The sequence below is a fragment of the Microvirgula curvata genome, from assembly GCF_054781615.1.
In genome coordinates, this window is the sequence record NZ_BAAGUB010000036.1 from 218,109 (window position 1) to 236,582 (window position 18,474).

At 62.7% G+C, this 18,474-nt stretch carries 20 protein-coding genes and 2 tRNA genes; 12 read left to right on the plus strand and 10 right to left on the minus strand.

Annotated features, from left to right (window positions below):
- The first annotated feature begins 9 nt into the window (after positions 1 to 9).
- The 4 genes from ACYVG8_RS18010 to ACYVG8_RS18025 all read left to right on the plus strand — a co-directional run bounded on the left by ACYVG8_RS18010 (position 10) and on the right by ACYVG8_RS18025 (position 2,409).
- Positions 10 to 279 carry an HU family DNA-binding protein gene (locus tag ACYVG8_RS18010; protein ID WP_028498176.1) on the plus strand — a complete coding sequence of 90 codons (270 nt, stop codon included), beginning with the start codon at positions 10 to 12 and terminating at the stop codon, positions 277 to 279.
- A gap of 27 nt (positions 280 to 306) precedes the next feature.
- Positions 307 to 383 (plus strand) — tRNA-Val (locus ACYVG8_RS18015).
- Between the two features lie 4 nt (positions 384 to 387).
- A tRNA-Asp gene (locus ACYVG8_RS18020) sits at positions 388 to 464 on the plus strand.
- 121 nt (positions 465 to 585) lie between these two features.
- Positions 586 to 2,409, plus strand: a complete 1,824-nt coding sequence (locus ACYVG8_RS18025) for a SurA N-terminal domain-containing protein (RefSeq protein ID WP_028498177.1) — start codon at positions 586 to 588, stop codon at positions 2,407 to 2,409.
- Between the two features lie 63 nt (positions 2,410 to 2,472).
- On the opposite strand, the gene ACYVG8_RS18030 is transcribed toward ACYVG8_RS18025, so the two are convergent.
- Positions 2,473 to 2,943, minus strand: a complete 471-nt coding sequence (locus tag ACYVG8_RS18030) for an NAD(P)H-dependent oxidoreductase (protein WP_199489760.1) — start codon at positions 2,941 to 2,943, stop codon at positions 2,473 to 2,475.
- Positions 2,944 to 2,971: 28 nt separating this feature from the next.
- Between ACYVG8_RS18030 and ACYVG8_RS18035 the strand changes: the two genes are divergently transcribed.
- On the plus strand, positions 2,972 to 3,733 hold the full coding sequence (locus ACYVG8_RS18035; protein ID WP_460746487.1) for a LysR substrate-binding domain-containing protein: 762 nt from the start codon (positions 2,972 to 2,974) through the stop codon (positions 3,731 to 3,733).
- Positions 3,734 to 3,779: 46 nt separating this feature from the next.
- Here ACYVG8_RS18035 and ACYVG8_RS18040 read toward each other — a convergent pair whose 3' ends face one another.
- The 4 genes from ACYVG8_RS18040 to ACYVG8_RS18055 all read right to left on the minus strand — a co-directional run bounded on the left by ACYVG8_RS18040 (position 3,780) and on the right by ACYVG8_RS18055 (position 6,899).
- Positions 3,780 to 4,781, minus strand: coding sequence for a class 1 fructose-bisphosphatase (locus ACYVG8_RS18040; RefSeq protein ID WP_028498179.1), 1,002 nt, complete (start codon positions 4,779 to 4,781; stop codon positions 3,780 to 3,782).
- A gap of 196 nt (positions 4,782 to 4,977) precedes the next feature.
- On the minus strand, positions 4,978 to 5,133 hold the full coding sequence (locus ACYVG8_RS18045) for a hypothetical protein (protein WP_158537410.1): 156 nt from the start codon (positions 5,131 to 5,133) through the stop codon (positions 4,978 to 4,980).
- A 204-nt stretch (positions 5,134 to 5,337) separates the two neighbouring features.
- Positions 5,338 to 6,501, minus strand: a complete 1,164-nt coding sequence (locus tag ACYVG8_RS18050) for a pyridoxal phosphate-dependent aminotransferase (RefSeq protein ID WP_036385214.1) — start codon at positions 6,499 to 6,501, stop codon at positions 5,338 to 5,340.
- Positions 6,502 to 6,542: 41 nt separating this feature from the next.
- The gene (locus ACYVG8_RS18055; protein WP_028498453.1) at positions 6,543 to 6,899 is read right to left on the minus strand and encodes a 5-carboxymethyl-2-hydroxymuconate Delta-isomerase; all 357 of its coding nucleotides are present in this window, start codon (positions 6,897 to 6,899) and stop codon (positions 6,543 to 6,545) included.
- Between the two features lie 202 nt (positions 6,900 to 7,101).
- Between ACYVG8_RS18055 and mobB the strand changes: the two genes are divergently transcribed.
- The 3 genes from mobB to ACYVG8_RS18070 are packed head-to-tail and all read left to right on the plus strand — an operon-like array spanning position 7,102 to position 9,685.
- Positions 7,102 to 7,599: a molybdopterin-guanine dinucleotide biosynthesis protein B gene (gene mobB, locus ACYVG8_RS18060; protein ID WP_028498181.1), complete on the plus strand. Its 498-nt coding sequence runs from the start codon at positions 7,102 to 7,104 to the stop codon at positions 7,597 to 7,599.
- On the plus strand, positions 7,596 to 8,819 hold the full coding sequence (locus tag ACYVG8_RS18065) for a molybdopterin molybdotransferase MoeA (RefSeq protein WP_233495202.1): 1,224 nt from the start codon (positions 7,596 to 7,598) through the stop codon (positions 8,817 to 8,819). Before mobB ends, ACYVG8_RS18065 begins: the two co-directional genes overlap by 4 nt.
- A gap of 2 nt (positions 8,820 to 8,821) precedes the next feature.
- Positions 8,822 to 9,685, plus strand: a complete 864-nt coding sequence (locus ACYVG8_RS18070; protein WP_460746488.1) for a lysophospholipase — start codon at positions 8,822 to 8,824, stop codon at positions 9,683 to 9,685.
- Between the two features lie 307 nt (positions 9,686 to 9,992).
- Here the strand turns inward: ACYVG8_RS18070 and ACYVG8_RS18075 are convergent, their stop codons facing one another.
- Positions 9,993 to 11,303: an NADH-dependent flavin oxidoreductase gene (locus tag ACYVG8_RS18075; protein WP_199905525.1), complete on the minus strand. Its 1,311-nt coding sequence runs from the start codon at positions 11,301 to 11,303 to the stop codon at positions 9,993 to 9,995.
- 64 nt (positions 11,304 to 11,367) lie between these two features.
- Here ACYVG8_RS18075 and ACYVG8_RS18080 point away from each other — a divergent pair, with 64 nt between their 5' ends.
- Complete coding sequence (locus tag ACYVG8_RS18080) at positions 11,368 to 12,291, plus strand: AraC family transcriptional regulator (RefSeq protein WP_028498185.1); 924 nt, start codon at positions 11,368 to 11,370, stop codon at positions 12,289 to 12,291.
- Between the two features lie 107 nt (positions 12,292 to 12,398).
- Here ACYVG8_RS18080 and ACYVG8_RS18085 read toward each other — a convergent pair whose 3' ends face one another.
- Positions 12,399 to 13,355, minus strand: a complete 957-nt coding sequence (locus tag ACYVG8_RS18085; protein ID WP_315383617.1) for a LysR family transcriptional regulator — start codon at positions 13,353 to 13,355, stop codon at positions 12,399 to 12,401.
- Positions 13,356 to 13,480: 125 nt separating this feature from the next.
- On the opposite strand from ACYVG8_RS18085, the gene ACYVG8_RS18090 reads away from it, so the two are divergent.
- Together ACYVG8_RS18090 and ACYVG8_RS18095 are read left to right on the plus strand one after the other, a co-directional pair.
- A complete protein-coding gene (locus ACYVG8_RS18090) occupies positions 13,481 to 14,233 on the plus strand; it encodes an SDR family oxidoreductase (protein WP_107888549.1) in 753 nt (250 codons plus the stop codon).
- A 138-nt stretch (positions 14,234 to 14,371) separates the two neighbouring features.
- A complete protein-coding gene (locus tag ACYVG8_RS18095; protein ID WP_460746490.1) occupies positions 14,372 to 15,046 on the plus strand; it encodes a glutathione S-transferase family protein in 675 nt (224 codons plus the stop codon).
- A gap of 453 nt (positions 15,047 to 15,499) precedes the next feature.
- On the opposite strand, the gene ACYVG8_RS18100 is transcribed toward ACYVG8_RS18095, so the two are convergent.
- The 3 genes from ACYVG8_RS18100 to ACYVG8_RS18110 are packed head-to-tail and all read right to left on the minus strand — an operon-like array spanning position 15,500 to position 17,243.
- Positions 15,500 to 16,345 (minus strand): MBL fold metallo-hydrolase, encoded by an 846-nt coding sequence (locus tag ACYVG8_RS18100; RefSeq protein ID WP_460746492.1) that lies wholly within the window; start codon positions 16,343 to 16,345, stop codon positions 15,500 to 15,502.
- Positions 16,346 to 16,363: 18 nt separating this feature from the next.
- Entirely contained in the window at positions 16,364 to 16,690 is a 327-nt protein-coding gene (locus tag ACYVG8_RS18105) for a hypothetical protein (RefSeq protein WP_460746493.1), read from the minus strand.
- The gene (locus tag ACYVG8_RS18110) at positions 16,665 to 17,243 is read right to left on the minus strand and encodes a hypothetical protein (RefSeq protein ID WP_460746494.1); all 579 of its coding nucleotides are present in this window, start codon (positions 17,241 to 17,243) and stop codon (positions 16,665 to 16,667) included. The genes ACYVG8_RS18105 and ACYVG8_RS18110 overlap by 26 nt, the downstream gene beginning before the upstream one ends.
- Positions 17,244 to 17,408: 165 nt before the next feature.
- On the opposite strand from ACYVG8_RS18110, the gene ACYVG8_RS18115 reads away from it, so the two are divergent.
- Complete coding sequence (locus tag ACYVG8_RS18115; RefSeq protein ID WP_112692286.1) at positions 17,409 to 18,305, plus strand: LysR substrate-binding domain-containing protein; 897 nt, start codon at positions 17,409 to 17,411, stop codon at positions 18,303 to 18,305.
- The last annotated feature ends 169 nt before the right edge of the window (positions 18,306 to 18,474 follow it).

Sequence of the window (18,474 nt, forward strand, 5' to 3'; positions counted from 1 at the left end):
GGGACGTAAGTGAAAAAATCCGAATTGATCGACGCGATTGCCGCTTCGGCTGACATCTCGAAAGCCGCTGCCGGCAAGGCGCTCGACGGTGCGATCGATGCGCTGACCGCCGCCCTGAGCAAGGGGGAGTCGGTCACGCTGGTCGGTTTCGGCACCTTCTACGTCGGCGAGCGCGCCGAACGCAATGGTCGCAATCCGAAAACCGGCGAGATGATCAAGATTCCTGCTGCCCGTTCGCCGAAGTTCCGCGCTGGCAAGGGCCTCAAAGACGCGCTATAATTCGCGCTCGGTCTCCTAGCGAGAATCGGGCGGTTAGTCTCAGTTGGTAGAGCACTGCCTTCACACGGCAGGGGTCACTGGTTCGAGTCCAGTACCGCCCACCACAGCGGAGTGGTAGTTCAGTTGGTTAGAATACCGGCCTGTCACGCCGGGGGTCGCGGGTTCGAGTCCCGTCCACTCCGCCAGAATCCAAAAAGGTGAACGCGCTGCCGTTCACCTTTTTTGTTGCTATCTTCCGCATCAAGCTGTCCGGGTCGGTTTTGCCGTCCGGCGGCGGCCGCGGTCAGACGGACCCATATCGCCCTCATGTTTGATTTCGTCCAGAAAAACACGCTCCTCATCAAGGTCATTCTCGGTGCCGTGGCGCTGACTTTTGTCGGCTTCGGTGTCGGCAGCTACACCGCCTCGTCGGATGATCCCTATCTTGCCAAGGTCGCCGACCTGAAGATCTACAAGCAGGACGTGGATCGGGTGCTCAATGGCCAGCCGGCCGACAGCGCGGTGCGTCAGCAGGTGCTGGAAAGCCTGGTTCGCCAGAAGCTGCTGCTGGCCGATGCCGGTGCCGCCGGCCTGGTGGTCAGCGATGAAGCACTGCGTCGCGCGATCGCGGCCGTTCCGGCTTTTCAGGACAACGGCAAGTTCAGCCCGAGTCGCTACGAGGCATTCCTGAAAGCGCAGTACCTGACGCCGGTTGCATTCGAACAGCGCCTGCGCGACGAACTGCTGACCGAGAAACAGGTGTCTGCCTTTGTTGACGCGTCCTTTGTCACCCCGGGTGAAATCGAGCGCATGCATCGCCTGCTGGCCGAACAGCGCCAGGTCGACGCGTTCACGCTGACGGCCGCTGACTTTGTCGCCGACGCCAGAGTCGACGACAGCGCGGTCAAGAAGTACTACGACGCCAATCTCGCCCGCTTCCGCCTGCCCGAGCAGGTGCGGCTGCAGTACGTGCTGCTGTCGCTGGACCAGGTCGCCCAGTCGGTGCAGGTCAGCGATGCGGACGCCGAACAGTATTTCAATGAACACAAGGCCGACCTCGGCAAGGAAGAGCGCCAGCTGTCGCACATCCTGCTGACGGTGCCGTCCGGCGCCAGCGCCGCGGACAAGGCCAAGGTCAAGGCGGCGGCCGAAGCGATCGACAAGGAAGTGAAGGCCGATCCGGCCCGCTTTGCCGAGATCGCCAGGCAGCGTTCGCAGGACCCGGGTTCGGCTGCCAACGGCGGCGGGCTTGGCTGGGTGCCGCGCGGCATGATGGTCAAGCCGTTCGAGCAGGCTGCGTTCGCACTCAAGCAGGGCGAGATCAGCAATGTGGTCGAAAGCGAATTCGGCTACCACGTCATCAAGCTCGACGGTGTGCGCTCGACCGAGTTCGCGGCGGTCAAGCAGGACATCAAGCAGCGCATGGCCCGCCAGAAAGCCGGCGCGACCTATCGCCAGCAACTGGAACGCCTGTCCGACGTCACCTATCAGCAAGCCGACAGCCTGAAGCCGGCTGCCGATGCCCTGAAGCTGAAGATCGAGGAAAGTGGCTGGCTGCTGCGCGGCAAGCCGGGCGAAGGCGTGCTGGCCAATCCGAAGCTGATCGACGCGGCCTTCAGCGATGACGTACTCAACGGCAAGCACAACAGCGAAGTGGTCGATATCGGCAATGACAGCAGTGCCGTGGTACGCATTGCCGAACACAAGCCGGCCGTGCAGCAGCCGCTGGCCGAAGTGGCACCGATCATCCGCCAGGAACTGAAGCTGAAGGCGGCCGAAACGATGGCGGTCAAGAAGGGCAAGGAAATGCTGACCGAACTGAAGGCTGGCAAGAGCGTCAGCGCGAACTGGGGGCCGGGTCAACTGGTCAGCCGTCGCGCACCGGGTGCGCTCAGCCGCGATGCCGTTCGCGCCGTGTTCTCGGCCGATGCCGCCAGGCTGCCGGCCTATGCCGGTGCGGTACAGGGCAACGGCTATGTGCTGTACCGGGTGGAACGGGTGATTCCGGCCGCACCGATCAACCCGACCGACCGCCAGTACCTGGCCGACCTGCTCGGCAAGATGCAGGCCAACGCGGACGCAACCAGCTATCTGAACAGCCTGCGCGAGCACTACAAGGTCATGATCCGGCAAATGCCGAACGCCGAGTAAGCGCCTCCGGCCTGTCCGGAAGCAGAAACACCCCGCCCAGGCGGGGTGTTTCCGTTTATGGGGCTAAGCCTGGTCCAGATGGATGGCGAAGCCGTGCCGGCCCGGCGCCAGTTCCGGGCGCAGGGTCAGGGCCGGGATGTCGTAGGCACCGCCATTCTGCCGGCGGAATGGCAGGGGAGCGGTCGTGGCGAGGGTATCGAGGCGCTGCCCGAGGGCCGCGCAGGCGCGGGCGAACCCGTCCTGGTCGAGACGCCCGGTCCGGTAGATCACATGCGGCGGCAGAACATCAAAGCCCGGGTAGTACAGGATGCCGTGCTGGATGGGGAACAGGATGTCGTCGATCGGGCCGTTGATGCCGCGCGGGCTGTAATGCGATGCCCAGCCGCCTGCCGTGACGACCAGCATGGCGCGTTTGCCTGCCATCGTGCCTTCACCAAAACGGTCGCCCCAGTGGTGGTCGGAATGCTCACCGACGCCATAGGCGAAACCATGGGCGTAGACGCGATCCACCCAGCCTTTCAGGATGGCCGGCATCGAGTACCACCACAGCGGAAACTGCAGGATGAGGGAAGCGCTCGGCGATCCGCTGCTGCTGCCGGGCCCCCGGGGCATGCGTCCGGCCGCGCGTGCCGAGGCGTTGCGCGACCCGCTGCGGCAGGCGCTGGATGCCCTGGCGCAGGCGGTGTCGGCACCTGCGGTGTTCGATCCTGCACGGGCCAGCCAGACCTGGCGCGTCGCCTCGTTCGACTACGGCGAGTCAACCATTCTGCTGCCGGCGCTGGCCGGTTTGCGTGCCGCCGCGCCCGGTACCCGGCTGGCGGTTCTTGAGGTCGCGCCCGCCGACATGGGCCGGCAGCTTGAACAGGGCGGGATAGATCTGGCATTTCATGTCGGGGACGAGGCGCCCGGGGGATTGCGCCGGCGGCTCATGTTTGCCGAGCAGTACGTGCTGGTCGGCCGGGCCGGCCATCCGGGTCTGAGCCGGCGTCCGACCCTCGCCGAATTCAGCCGGTTCGAGCATGCGATCGTCTCGCCGGATGGTGGCGGATTTCGCGGCGTGACTGACTCTGCGTTGTCGGAACGGGGGCTGAGCCGACGGGTCGTGCTCTCCGTCCCGCATTTCCTGTTTCTGAAATCAGTGCTGGCCAGTACCGATCTGGTGGCCATGCTGCCGTCGCGGCTGGTGCAGGACGATCCCCGGCTGCAGCAGGTCGAGCCGCCCGTGGCCGTGCCCGGCTTCGAGATGCACATGCTGTGGCACGAGCGCTCGCACCGTGATCCCGCGCATCAGTGGCTGCGCGAGCACATCGCGGCGTCGGTGTGAGCGCGCGACGGGCTGCCGGACCGGAATCCGGCAGCCCGCATCCCGCTCAGTTTGCGTGCAGGGCGGTCACGAGGTCGACTTCTTCCTTTGCGCCAAGGAAGACGGCGACGCGCTGGTGCAGGCCTTCCGGCTGCAGGTCGAGAATGCGGCCGTGGCCATTGCTGGCGGCACCGCCGGCCTGCTCGATGATGAACGACATCGGGTTGGCTTCGTACATCAGGCGCAGCTTGCCGGGCCTGGACGGGTCACGGCTGTCCTTCGGGTACATGAACACGCCGCCACGGCACAGGATGCGATGCACCTCGGCCACCATCGACGCCACCCAGCGCATATTGAAGTCCTTGCCGCGCGGACCGGTTTTGCCGGCGAGCAGTTCGCCGACATAGCGCTGGACCGGGGCTTCCCAGTGGCGCTGGTTCGACATGTTGATGGCGAATTCCTTGGCGGTTTCCGGCACGCGCATCAGCGGGTGGGTCAGCACGAACTGGCCGGTACCGTGATCGAGGGTGAAGCCGTTGACGCCATGGCCGCTGGTCAGCACCAGCATGGTCTGCGGGCCATACAGCACATAGCCGGCCGCGGCCTGGGTGGTGCCGCGCTGGAGGAAGTCGGCGACTTCGATGCCGGTCTTGCCTTCCGGGGCGCGCAGCACCGAGAAGATGGTGCCGACGGAAATGTTGACGTCGATATTCGACGAGCCGTCGAGCGGATCGAACAGCAGCAGATACGGGCCTTGCGGGTAGGTGGCCGGGATCGGATACGGATCGTCCATTTCTTCCGAGGCCATGGCCGCCAGCTGACCGGTCCATTCATTGGCTTCGAGCAGCATGTCGTTGGCGATGACGTCCAGTTTCTTCTGGTCCTCGCCCTGCACATTGCCGGTGCCGGCTTCGCCGAGCACGCCGGCCAGCGCGCCGCGATTGACGGCGTCGCCAATGGCGACGCAGGTGTTGGCTACAGTAAGAATGAGTTCGCGCAGCGTGGCGTCGGCCAGTTGGCCCTGACGTTCGGCGTCGAGCAGGAAGCGGGAAAGCGTGATGCGGTTCATGGCGGTCCTGAATGGGAAGCGGGCGCGAACGGCGGAGGCCGGCGCGCGACAATCCCTTATTTTGCCAGACTGACGACCCGGCTGGTATGCGACATGCCACATGTCCGGACGCACAAACGCCAACCTGGGCGGTTGGCGTGTTGTCGTTGGGGGGAAACGGGGAGTCAGGCAGGCATTGCCGTCCCCGTCCGGGTTATCAGCGTTCGCTGTGGCGCTGGCTGGCAACCGGAAGCGGTGCCCGGCGGTTCGCGGTGATCGCGATCACGCAGCGCTGGATTTCCCGATAACTGGATTGGCGGGGGCGGTGATGGATCGTTGCATACAGGTCCAGCAATTTCATCGCATTGTTCATTTTAGTCTCCAACCAACCGCACATTCGGGGGATGCCCGATGGCGTTCTTGTCAAAGAGCCTGCGTTGACACCCCGGCAGTGTGTCCCGGGGCTAAACCGATTGTTGTTACAGGCCCATACCGTTTTCGGCTTGCAGATAAGACTAGACTATGCTTGCGGTAAATGACAAGCCATTTACCGCATTGTGAACCTGCGATGACTGGCTCAGTTCCGGCGGTCGACAAAACCGGCGATGCGCCGTCCCGCTTCCGCGAGCCGTTCGCTGTCGCAGGTGTAGGCAAGGCGGACATAGCGCTCGGCATCGTGCAGCGAGAAATCCCGCCCCGGCGCAACGGCGACATGGGCCTGTTCCAGCAGGTCGCGGGCGAAGGCAAAGCTGTCGTCGGTCAGTGCCGAGACATCGGCATACAGGTAGAACGCGCCCTCCGGTATGGCCGGGAAACGAAAGCCCAGCGGCGTCAATGTGGCCAGCAGGGCGTCGCGCCGGCGGGCGAACTCGCTGCGGCGGACCTCCAGACCGGCGACGGTTTCCGGGGCGAACGCGGCCAGTGCGGCATGTTGCGACAGCGTCGGCGCGGCCAGGAACAGGTTCTGCATCAGCCGTTCCGTCGCGGCAATATAGGCATCCGGCACCACCAGCCAGCCGAGACGCCAGCCGGTCATCTGGAAGTACTTGGAGAAACTGTTGATGACAAAAATGTCGTCGGACTGGGCCAGCGCGGTCGGGGCGTCGCAGCCATAGGTCAGGCCGTGGTAGATCTCGTCAACAATCAGCGTGCCGGCGCGCGCGGCGACGGCACGATGCAGGTCGGCCAGCGCGTCCGGCGTGATCAGGGTGCCGGTCGGGTTGGCCGGGCTGGCGATCATGGCCGCGACGCTGTCTTCGCGCCAGTGCGCGTCGATGTCGGCGGCACTCAGTTGATAGCGGCTGGCGGCATCGACCGGCACGCTGACCGGCTCGGCATCGAGCAGGCTGACCAGGTGGCGATTGCACGGATAGGTCGGATCGGGCAGCAGCACCGAACGGCCCGGCTCGGCCAGCAGCGCCAGCGCGATCAGCAGGGCACCGGAAGCGCCCGGCGTCACGCAGATGCGGGCCGGGTCGACCTCGTGCCGGTAGCGGTCGCGGTACCAGCCGGCAATCGCTTCCCGCAGCGCCGGCAGGCCCATTGCCGCGGTATAGAACGTCTCGCCGCGACTCAGCGCCGACTGCGCGGCGGCAACGATGGGCGCCGGGGTCGGGAAGTCCGGTTCGCCGATTTCAAGGTGAATGACATCGTGGCCGTCCTGTTCCAGGCGCTTGGCGCGCTCAAGGATGGACATGACATGAAACGGCTGGATCTGCGCCAGTCGGGCAGCGAGTTGCATGAGGGAACCTGTTTCGATACGGAAGAGTGGGGGGGCGGGGCTCAAGCCAGCGGGCCGGTCACGGCCTTGGCGTACAGTGCCCGTTCCATTTCGCGGGCATCGACCGTCATTTGCAGGGCACGTCCGGCGCGATTGGCAAGCCGCTGCGTCAGCGTGTCGAGCAACATGGCGGTCAGGGCCCGGCGCTCGTCGGCGCTGCGTCCGGACAGCAGGAACAGCGTGACATGGACGAAGTCGATGTCGGCGTCCTCCCCGATGCAGACCACGTCGGCACGGTAGGCGCGGCTCTTGATGTCGTCGGCGGAGAAATGACCGCTGGCGATCAGCGTGCGGTTCAGTTCCAGCAGCAGCGAGCGGGCGTCGAGGTCGAGATTGTGTTCCAGTGTCAGGTGAGGCATGGGGAGCGGTTTCCGGTAAGGGGCAGGGCACGACAGGGCGTCGGTTGACAGGGCATTATGCCAGCCTGACCGGGGCGGTTGCCGCCCCGGGGGGAATCGTCCAGAATTTCAGACCATAGTCATTTACTTTTGGCGGCTGCCCAGCCGCTATTGAATTTTTGCCAGCCCCGGCCCCGCCGGGTACGCTGTCCTGGAGGCGCCGTTGCAGGTCCTTGGATTCGCCGGATATTCCGGCAGTGGCAAAACCACTTTGCTGGAGAAAGTCGTCGCCAGACTGACGGCGGCCGGTGTGCGGGTGGCAGTGATCAAGCACACCCATCACGATGCCGATTTCGATACCCCCGGTCGCGACAGCTGGCGACACCGGCAGGCCGGCGCCGCACAGGTCATGCTGGTGACACCGGCCCGACGCATGCTGATCGAGACCGTGCCCGATGCCAACGACATGGCACTGGACGAGCATGTGCGCCGACTGGCGCCGTGTGATCTGGTGCTGGTCGAAGGCTTCAAGAACGAAGCGATCGACAAGCTCGAGGTCGTCGACAGCACGGCCGGCCGGCCGCGACTGGCACCTGCCGATCCGCGCGTGCGGGCGGTCGTGACCGACCTGCCGACCGCCATTGGCGATGCGCTGCCCGTGTTTCATCGCGACGACGTCGAGGGTGTCGTCGCCTTCATTACAGAAAGGTATTTGCCGTGACCGCTGCTTCCACCATGCTCGACTTCGAGGCCGCCGCCGACTGGCTGCTGTCCCGTGCGCGTCCGCTCGAAGACACCGAGACCGTGCCGCTGATCCGCGCCCGCAACCGGGTACTGGCGCACGAGGTGGTGTCCGGCATCGACGTGCCGCCACACGACAACAGTGCCATGGACGGCTATGCGCTGCGCGTGGCCGACTGGCGTGACGGCGTCACGTTCGAAGTCAGCCAGCGCGTGCCGGCCGGCAGCCAGCCAGGACCGCTAAAGGCTGGCACCCTGGCGCGCATCTTTACCGGCGCCCCGATTCCCGCCGGCGCCGACGCGGTGGTCATGCAGGAAGACAGCGAGCTCGACGGCGACCGGGTCCGCATCCTGCATGCACCGGGCATCGGACAGAACATCCGCCGTGCCGGCGAGGACATCGGCCATGGCCAGGTGATTGTCGCTGCCGGCAAACGGCTGACGCCGGCCGATATCGGCCTGATCGCGTCGGTCGGCGTACCGGATGTCGACGTGTTCCGGCCGTTGCGCGTCGCGGTGTTCTTTACCGGTGACGAACTGACCGAGCCGGGCGAACGCCTGCAGCCCGGCCGCATCTACAACTCCAACCGCTACTGGCTGCGCGGTCTGCTGGCGCAGATCGGCTGCGAGATCCGCGATCTCGGCATCATTCCGGACAGCCTGGCGGCGACCCGGCTGGCGCTGAGCGATGCGGCGGCCAGTGCCGATGTGGTGGTGACCTGCGGCGGCGTGTCGGTGGGCGAAGAAGATCATGTCAAGACCGCCGTCGAGCGCGAGGGCGAGCTGCATCTGTGGAAGATCGCCATCAAGCCCGGCAAGCCGCTGGCCTATGGCCGCATTGGTGCCGCCGACTTTATCGGCCTGCCGGGAAACCCGGTGTCCGGCTACGTGACCCTGCTGACGCTGATCGTGCCCTTCCTGCGCCAGCGCATGGGACGCACTGCCGTGCGCCTGCCACTGCCGCTGCGCCTGCCGGCCGCCTTCGACTGGACGCGGGCGGATGCGCGCCGGACCGAATTCCTGCGCGCCCGGCTGGTCGGGCAGGACGATGGCGGCCTGGCCGTCGAACGTTACCCGCACCAGGGCTCGGGCGTGCTGACCTCGTGCGCGTGGGCGGACGGGCTGGTGCGGCTGGCGCCGGGCCGGACGGTCAAACCCGGTGATCTGGTCGATTTCCTGCCGATGTCGGCACTGGTCTGAGCGTGACGGCCGCGCTGGAACAGGCCCTGAGCAGCCGTGACGGCACGGCCTTGTCCGGACGGATCTGGCCTGCCGCCGCCCCGCGCGCGGTAGTGGCGCTGGTGCACGGGCTGGCCGAACACGGCGGCCGCTATGCAGCCTTTGCCGAGCGGCTGAACCGGGCCGGCATCTCGCTGGTCACGGTCGACCTGCGCGGCCATGGCCGCTCGGCCGGCGCCCGGGCGCGGGTGCGCCATTTTGATGACTACCTGGACGATGCCGAAGCCTTGCTGGCACTGGCCGGCCGCCACTGCCCGGCCGGCGTGCCGCTGTTCCTGATGGGACACAGCATGGGCGGCGCAATTGCCGCGCTATGGGCGATCGAGCGCCTGCCCGCCAGCGGGGTGGCGCTGGCCGGACTGATCCTGAGCAGCCCGGCACTGTCGCTCGGTGCCGACGTACCACGCTGGATGATTGCCGTCGCCCAGGTGATCGGCCGACTTGCGCCGGGCCTGCCGGTGCGGCGCATTGACGCCGCGCTGCTGTCCCGCGATCCGCTTGTGGTTGCCGACAACCGTGCCGACCCGCTGGTCCATCACGGTGGCGTACCGGCGCGAACCGGCGCCGAACTGATCGTGGCCATGCGCCGCATTGCGGCCGGCCGGCAGACGTTGACGCTGCCGGTACGCGTGTTCCATGGCACCGCCGACCGACTGACCGAGCCGGACGGCAGCCGCGAATTTGCTGCCGGCGTGGGCTCGGCCGATGTCGATCTGGCCCTGTATCCGGACAACTACCATGAGACGCTGAATGATCTGGATCGCGACCGGGTTATTGATGAGTTGATTGGGTGGATTGAGGGGTGTTTGTCGGGGGGGCGTTCATGAGGGGATGGGGGGCGGATTTGCAACCGGGCGAGTTTCGCTTGGGGGCCTTGGGAGGCTGCTGTTCGGCCAAAGCTGCCGTTCAGCCCTCCTTGCTTGAGTGGCATATGCAGCGCCAAAAGCAGCCCGCGCGGTCTCAACAAAATCTGGCTCGATTCAATTGATCACCTGGCAATCACTGCATGCTGGACTTATTTGGTGACGGTGCTTGAAGAGCTCAGTCAGCCCGACCAACTGCTGAAGGTCAGACGCAGAAACCGAAGGCAGTTGGCCCCAAGATGACTGAGTGCCTGGTTGCGTTGAGGAGTCATCAAGCGGCAGGTGGTGTTGCCTCAACAAGTGGAAACCAGCCCTTGGCCACCTGAATGACGCCCCACAATTTGTCGGGGATCGTCAGTTGCGGCACGCGGTCGGAATCGAGCGCTGTGGCAATCTCTGTTCCCCGTCCTTCGGTGGCGAGTTCTACCCATTTCGGATTCATCACCAGCCCCTGTCCGATTGCGACCAACTCCAGGCCCGTCGCGAGTGCTTTTTCGGCATCATCGGGCGTCCGGATAAGACCCGCTGCAATCAAGGGAATGCGGTTGGCAACGTGCTCAACAATCAGCTCGGCAGTGGTTTGCTCGCCGCTGTAGTCCGCAGGTCTGGCATTCGGAATGTCAAAGAGCGACGCATGAAGGTAATCGACACCCGCCTCGATCAGCCGGTCGATCAGCACGTAGCTGTCGCCAATCCGTAGCGCTCCTTCGCCAGGCTCTTCCGGTGAGATGCGGTAGCCCAGCAGGAATGGCCGCTTGGCGTGTTCGGCGATGACCCGCTGTGCTTCGCGTACGACGGCCAGGGGGAAGCGCATACGGTTTTCGAGCGAGCCACCCCATTCATCCTCGCGCTGGTTGAACATGGGCGAGAAGAAGTTCTGGATGAGAAAGCCATGAGCGCCATGCAGCTCGATGCCGTCGAAGCCTGCCTCAATGGCGCGACGAGTCGTTTCGCCGAACGCTCGGATGATCCCTTCGATTTCTTCCTTGCTCAGCGCATGACTGGTCACTTCGGCGCTATTGAACGGGCTGGGCGGTACCTTCAGCGCACTGGCACTGACAACGCGACCATCCGGCACGAGGTGTGGCAAGGCTTTGTTGCCGGCGTGGAATATTTGCAAGATGGCTGGCGCTCCGCCGCTCCTGGCTGCTTCCGACAGGCGACGGAGGCTGGGAATAAAGCGATCATCGTGACTGGCGAATTCGTCAGTGAAGCCGATGCCGTCCGGCGTCACGTGCGTGCAACCCGTCACCACCATGCCAACACCGTTGACGCGAGCGCGGTAGTAGGCCACCTCCTGGTCGGAGATGCTGCCATCCGGATTCGCCGACCATGTCGTCATCGGTGCCATCACAGCGCGGTTGCGCAGGGTCAGGCCGTTCTTGAAAGCCAAAGGCTGAAGCAGTCTCGATATGGTTTGGGTCATTTGAATCGGATCTCCATCGTTGAAAAAGCGCTCTGCGGTGGTTTGTGCTCCCATTGCAAGCAGTGTGTTCCTGAATGCCTTGGTTCCGTTTGCCAAAACCGTCGCGTTTCTTGCCTGATGTGATGAGCTTCGATCAATGAAGGGCCTGGTCTGCATTCGGCAATGCTAAGCTTCAATCACGAAACACAAAGGAAAACACAAGTTTTCATGGAGGTATCCAGTGACCATTGAAGCAAAGCCTGACATCGGAGAACTTGTCAGTCTGGTGGGCAACATTGCACAAATCGATGGAGACTACGACACACCGATTGCAGCGCTGAAACTTCGTCGCTGCAGTTCCACCACCGATCCGATGCCCTGCATTTATGGCCTGGGCCTTGCGCTGATCGTGCAGGGCGGCAAGCGGATCACACTGGGCGATGAGGTCTTCGACTACGGGGTCGGGCAATCCCTTATCACCACCGTGGACATGCCCGTGGTGGCGTACGTCACTCGTGCCAGCGCCGCAGAACCTTTCCTCGGGATTTGGCTGGAACTGGATGCTCGTCTTATTGCCCAGATGGCGGCGGAGATGGAGTTTGCGGCCCCGCTCCAGGCCTCGACGGCACGAGGAGTATCCCTTGTGGCACTGGAGCCAGGTCTGCAGGATGCGCTGACCCGCTTGCTCCGGCTGCTCGCCGAGCCATCACTGATCCCTCTCCTCGCCCCCCTGATCCAGCAGGAGATCGTCGTTCGCTTGCTGCATGGGGGGCATGGCTCCAACCTGCGCCGTCTCGTTGCGATAGGCTCGCCGAGCCAGCAAATTGCCAAGGTGGTCACATGGCTGAAACAGCACTACACAGAGAGCGTGCTGATAGATGATCTCGCGGCCAAAGCTCACATGAGCCCTTCAACTTTTCGGCAGCATTTTCGTGCAGTGGTCGGCGTGAGTCCCTTGCAGTACCTGAAGAACCTGCGGCTACTCGATGCCCGGCAACTGATGCTCAATGAGAATCTGGATGCGGGCAGTGCGGCGACACGTGTCGGGTACGAGAGCGCATCACAGTTCAGCCGGGAGTACAGCCGATTATTCGGAGATCCTCCGAATCGCGATATCAAGCGGATGCGGGAATCCAGTTGGGCGAGAGACGGACAAAGCCACTAAGAGCGGCCACCTGTGCCAGAGGGCCTTCGGCATGGAAACCACCACGTGCCGACACAATGCAAAGACCGACGACGACGACGCCGAAGCCGTGATGCCTGAAAGCCTATTTAAACCTCAGTGCCCGGATATCGGCCAGAGCGAGGGTAATCATTCCCCTGCAGCCTGGACGATGGAGTGGCCTCATTGAAAGCCGGGATCTCCGAAAACACATCGGCGATGAAGTCCATGAACGCGATTGCCCGGGTTGGCAGAAGCCGGTTGGCGACATAGACGATCTGCACAGGGACAGCCGGTGCTGAATATCCCGTCAGGATGTACTTCAGGCGCCCGCTCTTCAAGCCTTCGTCAAACAGCCATGCCGGTCCGTGCCCAACCCCCAGTCCCGCGGTGACTGCTGCGCGGACGGCGTCGGGCGAGTTCACTCTCAGCCTGCCGGAAACCGGAATTTCGGTATTGCGGAAGCGCCATGTCGCACCAGACGCCAGCAAGGTGTAGATCACACAGTCGTGCTCGCGCAGATCATCAGGTGTCCGGGGAATCCCGCGTTTGGCCAGGTAATCCTCACTGGCCACGAAGACGCGTTCGTACGACCCGATGCGCCGGGCGCGGAGTGCGCTGTCCTCCAGTTGTCCGATGCGAATCGCGAGTTCGGTCCCCTCATTGACGAGGTCCACGTAGCGATCGTTGATCTGCAGATCCAGCGTCAGTCTGGGATAACGCTCCAGGAATGCCGGCACGTGTGGCAACACGAAGGCATGGGCGAGCGCGGTGGGACAGGCGACGCGCAAGAGCCCTGACGGATCGGCATTGCTCCTGAATGAGGATTCGGACTCCTCCACCGCGTCGAGGATTCGCCGGATGTCGGCGTAGTAGCGTTCGCCCTCCGGCGTCAGAGACAGCTTGCGCGTGGATCGGTGCAGCAGCCGCGTTTGCAGGTGGTCTTCCAGCGCTGCCACGTAGCGACTGACGTTGGGTTGCCCCAGGCCCAGATCGCGTCCTGCCGCAGAAAAGCTGCCGGTCTCCACGGCGCGCGCGAAGCAGGTCATCAAGAGAAATCGGTCCACGCAGCCTCCGTATTCATGCACTCAGGACATTAAATATATTCAATACGACCATCTTATCCAGATTAAAGCATAGGTGCACATTTCTCCCTGCCGACCACAGTGGTCGTTACTGAATGGAGAACACAATGTCACGCTTGCAAGGTAAACGTACGCTCATCACCGGTGGCACCAGCGGCATCGGTCTGGAAACCGCAAAACAGTTCCTGGCCGAAGGCGCTCGCGTCATCGTCACGGGCGTCAATCCCGATTCAATCGCAAAGGCCCGGGCTGAACTCGGGCCCGAGGTTCCGGTGCTGCGCGCAGACTCGGCCAGCGTCGCTGCGCAAAGGGAACTGGCGCAGGCCGTCAAGGACCACTACGGCCAGCTCGATGTCGCCTTCCTCAATGCCGGCGTATCCATGTGGCTACCGATCGAGGAATGGACGGAAGAGATGTTCGACCGTTCCTTCGATATCAACGTCAAGGGGCCGTATTTCTTGCTTCAGGCACTGCTGCCGGTGTTTGCGAATCCCGCCTCCGTCATCCTGACAACCTCGGTCAGCGCGCATGCCGGCGCGGATCGCTCTTCCGTCTATGCCGCCACCAAGGCCGCATTCCTGAACATGTCGAAGACGCTGTCGACGGAATTGCTGGGGCGCGGGATTCGCGTCAACGCGGTCAGTCCCGGCCCGGTCGAAACGCCGCTGTACGACAAGCTCGGCATCCCCGATGCCTATCGCGCGCAGGTGAACAAGGACATCGCCGCCACTATCCCGCTCGGCCGCTTCGGCACCGCCGACGAGGTAGCCAAGGCGGTGCTGTATCTGGCCTCCGACGAGTCCCGCTGGACGCTCGGTTCGGAAATCGTCGTGGATGGCGGCCGCCTGCTCAACCGCTGACCACGCAAGGCTGGCGTCCAGGTCGCCGCGTTCGGTAACAAGCCCTCGGCTTCAAGACCGCAGCCAACAAGCAGGAGGGGCGTGGCGAATACCCGCGCGCCCCTTCCTCGATCCCACCCTTCAAAACCCGACCTGCCAATGCCCACGCTTACCCTGATCAGCCACCCGCTGTGCCCCTTCGTTCAGCGAGCCGCCATCGTGTTGCTCGAAAAACAGGTTCCGTTTCATCGCATCAATGTGGATCTTGGTGACAAACCCGCCTGGTTTCTGGCGATTTCACCGACCGGCAAAGTCCCCCTGCTTCAGGTGCAGGATGCATATGGCGCGGAGGAAATACTGTTCGAGAGTGTGGCTATCTGCGAATACCTGCAGGAAACCCAGCCCGGTCCCGGCCTCTATCCGGATGATCCTCTGATGCGAGCGAAGCACCGAGCATGGATTGAATCTGGCTCCGCAACCCTGGAAGAGGCCTGGGGGTATCTGAACGCCAGGGATCAAGCTAGCGCCGATCTGAAAGCCGCTTCGCTCAAGGACAAACTGGCTCAACTCGAAAAGATTCTCGGGTCTGGCCCGTACTTTGCGGGTGAGGCCTTTGGCATGGTGGATGCGGTTTTTGCGCCCGTTTTCCGCTATTTCGATGTGCTGGAAACCGATAGCACCGAATCGCTGTTCACAGACTTTCCCGGGGTCAATGCCTGGCGCAAAGCGCTCAGTGCGAGAGCGAGCGTGAGCGCTGCAGTTTCCGCAGATTATCCGGCGCTTTTTCAGGCGCACTTGCAGCGTCAGCAAGCCTTGCTGATGAAGGAGATTTAAGACGCCTCCAGCCGTATCTGGCCGGGTCGGCATGCTCGGGAACAGACCGGAGTCATACCTCGACGATGGGTTTGGCTTGAGCGAGCATTTCCAATGCGCGAACGCGCCATTTTATTCTGGTATTTGCCAGCCTGAAGCCACCCCTCAAGCTGATTGAGGTAGACGATGCACTGGAGATCTCAGAGAAAACGGAAATCCAGCCTCGTGCGGCGGCCGTGGCAGAGCCTGTTTTGGGCTCGTCACCACCGCCGTCTTGCATGCTGTATTCGCACTACCGCCCGATAGCCGATTCGGATGAGTTCGACGTATCCGTTATTTGAAACCGGCCGAACAGGCCAGGCGTGCAGCTCGGCCGAAGCGGCCAAGACCGTTATGCAGGCATCAACGTTTTCGTGGTCGCCCAGGCGTGGAGTGCGGGAGTGATCTCAGACAGGGGCGCTTCTGTTCGCGCCCTCACGCTTCGGCCTCGTAGAACAGCCCGTACTTCCCCTTTGTTTGCTTGATTCGCGCGAAACCGGCCTCTCCCAGATGCATGCCGGCGATCAAAAGCCCTTCGGAACTGACCCTGTCCAGCAGCCGTGATCGGGTGCTGGCTGCCAGGGATGGGTCCTGGTCAAATGCAATCGACACGTCCGGTCGCTGAATCTGGATATACGGAAAATGCACGATATCTCCCCAGACAAGCAGACTCTGGTCACGGGATTCGACGATATATCCGGTATGCCCGTCGGTATGCCCTGGTAATGGCATCGCGCTGATCCCGGAGAGCACCTCTCCTTCATCGAAAGTACGCAGCTTGTCGCTATAGCCGTGGAATACCTGACGCGCGATCAGGAAATTACCGCGCGCCCGCTCACTGGCACGGGCCAGATTTGCGTCGTCCTGCCAGAACTTGACCTCGCGCCGATGCACAACCAGTTCCGCATTCGGAAAAATCACTTGTCCGGCAGCATTCACCAGCCCGCCAACATGGTCGGGGTGGGCGTGCGTGAGCAGGATGGTATCGATCATGGATGGCTCGATGCCAGCCAGCAACAAATTGGCCTGCAGCCGCCCGCCCCATTGCTTGATGCCACCAGCGCCACCATCGACAAGAATGGTGCACCCGGCGCTGCGTATCACGTAGCAGTTGATATGTATCGCAGAGGGCTCATTCTGACCCGCATCGCGCTGGATTCCGGACGCTTCGGACGCGTCGATGTTCGAGAGGGAATCGAGGCTGGCATTGAGGTAGCCATCGCTGATTGCGGTGACCGTGAAATCCCCGACCTGCTGACCGGGAAAGGCAAGGATGGACACAATACGTCTCCAGAGCGGTTAGTTTCGGGCGTAAATGTTCGACGCGGCATAACCAAAACACCGAATGCGCGCGGCAAGACCCGTGTGATGAGCGATGGTGTTGTCCAAAGCGGTCATGAACCGGTTCATGACCGCAGGTGTGCGAAACGCCTCAAGGCGATACCGGATTTCCGCAAAGACGGGATGCCCCTGGCCGGGTTGTACATTGATATAAATGACATGAACATTTTTGAGTTGCGCCTCAAGGATTCCGGTACAGAGCTTGATGCAGTCGCGGGAAAGCCCGGCAAGGCACTCTTCGGACGGCATCTGGCCCGCGTCAATGTAGAAGGTCAGGTTTGGCATCGCTGGCCTGCCTGTTTTCCCCGGCCGGAAGGGCACCGGCGCGGGTCAATTGCGCCGTCATCGGCTCGTACAGGTCAACGCCCTCCGGGAGCGTCTCGACAAAGTGGAGCTTGCTTCGGGGCAGGATGGCGAGCCACCGCCGTTCCGGATACTTTTCCAGCGCAACGGCCTGCATGCCCAGCGGTTCGAGGCCCATCGCAATCAGCGAATCGGGGCCCTTTGCACCCAGAACGAGGAGTTCGTCGGCATGGACTGCCGGCGCCAGACCAATGTCACTGTAGAGATTGCGGTGCCAGTCGGTGATCTGTTGCTGCCACCGCGCGAAATTGCCGCCGCCTTTGCGGCGATATTCCTCTCCCGTCAGGACATCAAGGCCGTCCACCGTGTGGATGGCCAGGTAGACGGGACAACCCTCGCTGATCGATTTGAAACGTTGCGAGGAATGAAAGCCGGTTACCGAGATGAGCGCGGGCAGTTTTTCAAGGCTGTAGAAGTCGTTCCATTCGGCTTCGCTGGCAGGATCGGCGAAGCTGCATTCCACGGTATAGATCATCGGATTTTCCTTCGTTACGGTTAAGCATTCTTCCGCGAACGCGTGATGCTCATTGCAGTAACATCATGGTAGCCTGATGTTTTCGGCCTATATAACGAAATAAAGTCAGCCTTCAGTGATATTTAATCAAGCTGCCTTTGAACCCATTTTGATCGCGAGACTTCAATGCGACGTAAAATTCCCAGCAGTTCCGCGCTCCAGGCATTTGAGGCTGCGGCCCGGCATGGCAGCTTTGCCCGCGCGGCGGAAGAACTGGCACGAACAGAGGGCGCGGTCAGCCGCCAGATTGCCCGGCTGGAGGCATTTCTGGGGGCGGTACTGTTCGAGCGTGTGGGAAACCGTGTACGGCTTGCCCCCAATGGCGCGCGCTATGCGGCACAGGTGCGTGAGACGCTGGAGCGCCTGGAACGGGACAGCCTGTATCTGATGGGGCAGCCGAGTGAGGGCGCGAGCATTGAGATCGCGGCCATTCCGACTTTCGCCACCCGCTGGCTTATCCCCCGGCTGAAACGCTTTCAGAACAAGCATCCAAATATTACGGTGCATATCGCAGAACGGATGGAGCCCTTCCTGCTGGCAGGTAGCGGTTTCGATGCGGCCATTCATTTTGAACACCCGGCATGGGCGGGCATGCATCTGCATCCTCTGCTGGAAGAGGTGCTTGTACCGGTCTGCAGCCCACAGCTTCTTGAAGATGCCGGTGCCCATGCGCCGCTGGACGCGCTGCCACGCCTTCACCGGCGGCAAAACCCGCATGCCTGGCAGATTTATGCTCAAGAGACAGGTGTAACGCTGACCAATTCGGCAATTGGTGCACGTTACGACCTCCATTCCATGCTGATTGAGGCCGCACTTGCCGGCCTGGGCGTGGCATTGGTACCGCGGCTTTACGTTGGGGCCGAGCTAGAGCAAGGTCGTCTGGTCACGCCCTGGCCTGAGGGCAAGACGATTGCCAAAAATTTCTGCCTCGTTCTGCCTGAGCGGATCGAATTGAGTGAAGGGCCAGTACGGGCATTTGCGACGTGGATTCTTGACGAAGCACGGGGCGCAACAACCGGATAGTGAGTACTGGCTTTGGGCGGGGCATTGGCCCAAGCGGTCAGTGAACCGAACAAAGAAAATGGCCGGTTCTGGTAGGAGGCCGGCCATTGGCATTGATCACTAGCTATTTCGTCAGTTCACTTAGGCTTCCGATCCATCGAAAACACAAAGCTCGTCTAAGGCTCAAAGT

Bases quoted from the DNA above. Each gene is read 5' to 3' on its own strand.
- ACYVG8_RS18110 (WP_460746494.1), bottom strand. From the start codon at position 17,243: ATGATCTATACCGTGGAATGCAGCTTCGCCGATCCTGCCAGCGAAGCC.
- ACYVG8_RS18040 (WP_028498179.1), bottom strand. From the start codon at position 4,781: ATGAACCGCATCACGCTTTCCCGCTTCCTGCTCGACGCCGAACGTCAG.
- ACYVG8_RS18075 (WP_199905525.1), bottom strand. From the start codon at position 11,303: ATGCAGACCAGGCCCTTCATTGATCGAAGCTCATCACATCAGGCAAGA.
- ACYVG8_RS18045 (WP_158537410.1), bottom strand. From the start codon at position 5,133: ATGAACAATGCGATGAAATTGCTGGACCTGTATGCAACGATCCATCAC.
- ACYVG8_RS18115 (WP_112692286.1), top strand. From the start codon at position 17,409: ATGCGACGTAAAATTCCCAGCAGTTCCGCGCTCCAGGCATTTGAGGCT.
- ACYVG8_RS18050 (WP_036385214.1), bottom strand. From the start codon at position 6,501: ATGCAACTCGCTGCCCGACTGGCGCAGATCCAGCCGTTTCATGTCATG.
- ACYVG8_RS18030 (WP_199489760.1), bottom strand. From the start codon at position 2,943: ATGCCGGCCATCCTGAAAGGCTGGGTGGATCGCGTCTACGCCCATGGT.
- ACYVG8_RS18025 (WP_028498177.1), top strand. From the start codon at position 586: ATGTTTGATTTCGTCCAGAAAAACACGCTCCTCATCAAGGTCATTCTC.
- ACYVG8_RS18055 (WP_028498453.1), bottom strand. From the start codon at position 6,899: ATGCCTCACCTGACACTGGAACACAATCTCGACCTCGACGCCCGCTCG.
- ACYVG8_RS18105 (WP_460746493.1), bottom strand. From the start codon at position 16,690: ATGCCAAACCTGACCTTCTACATTGACGCGGGCCAGATGCCGTCCGAA.
- ACYVG8_RS18095 (WP_460746490.1), top strand. From the start codon at position 14,372: ATGCCCACGCTTACCCTGATCAGCCACCCGCTGTGCCCCTTCGTTCAG.
- ACYVG8_RS18090 (WP_107888549.1), top strand. From the start codon at position 13,481: ATGTCACGCTTGCAAGGTAAACGTACGCTCATCACCGGTGGCACCAGC.
- ACYVG8_RS18035 (WP_460746487.1), top strand. From the start codon at position 2,972: ATGAGGGAAGCGCTCGGCGATCCGCTGCTGCTGCCGGGCCCCCGGGGC.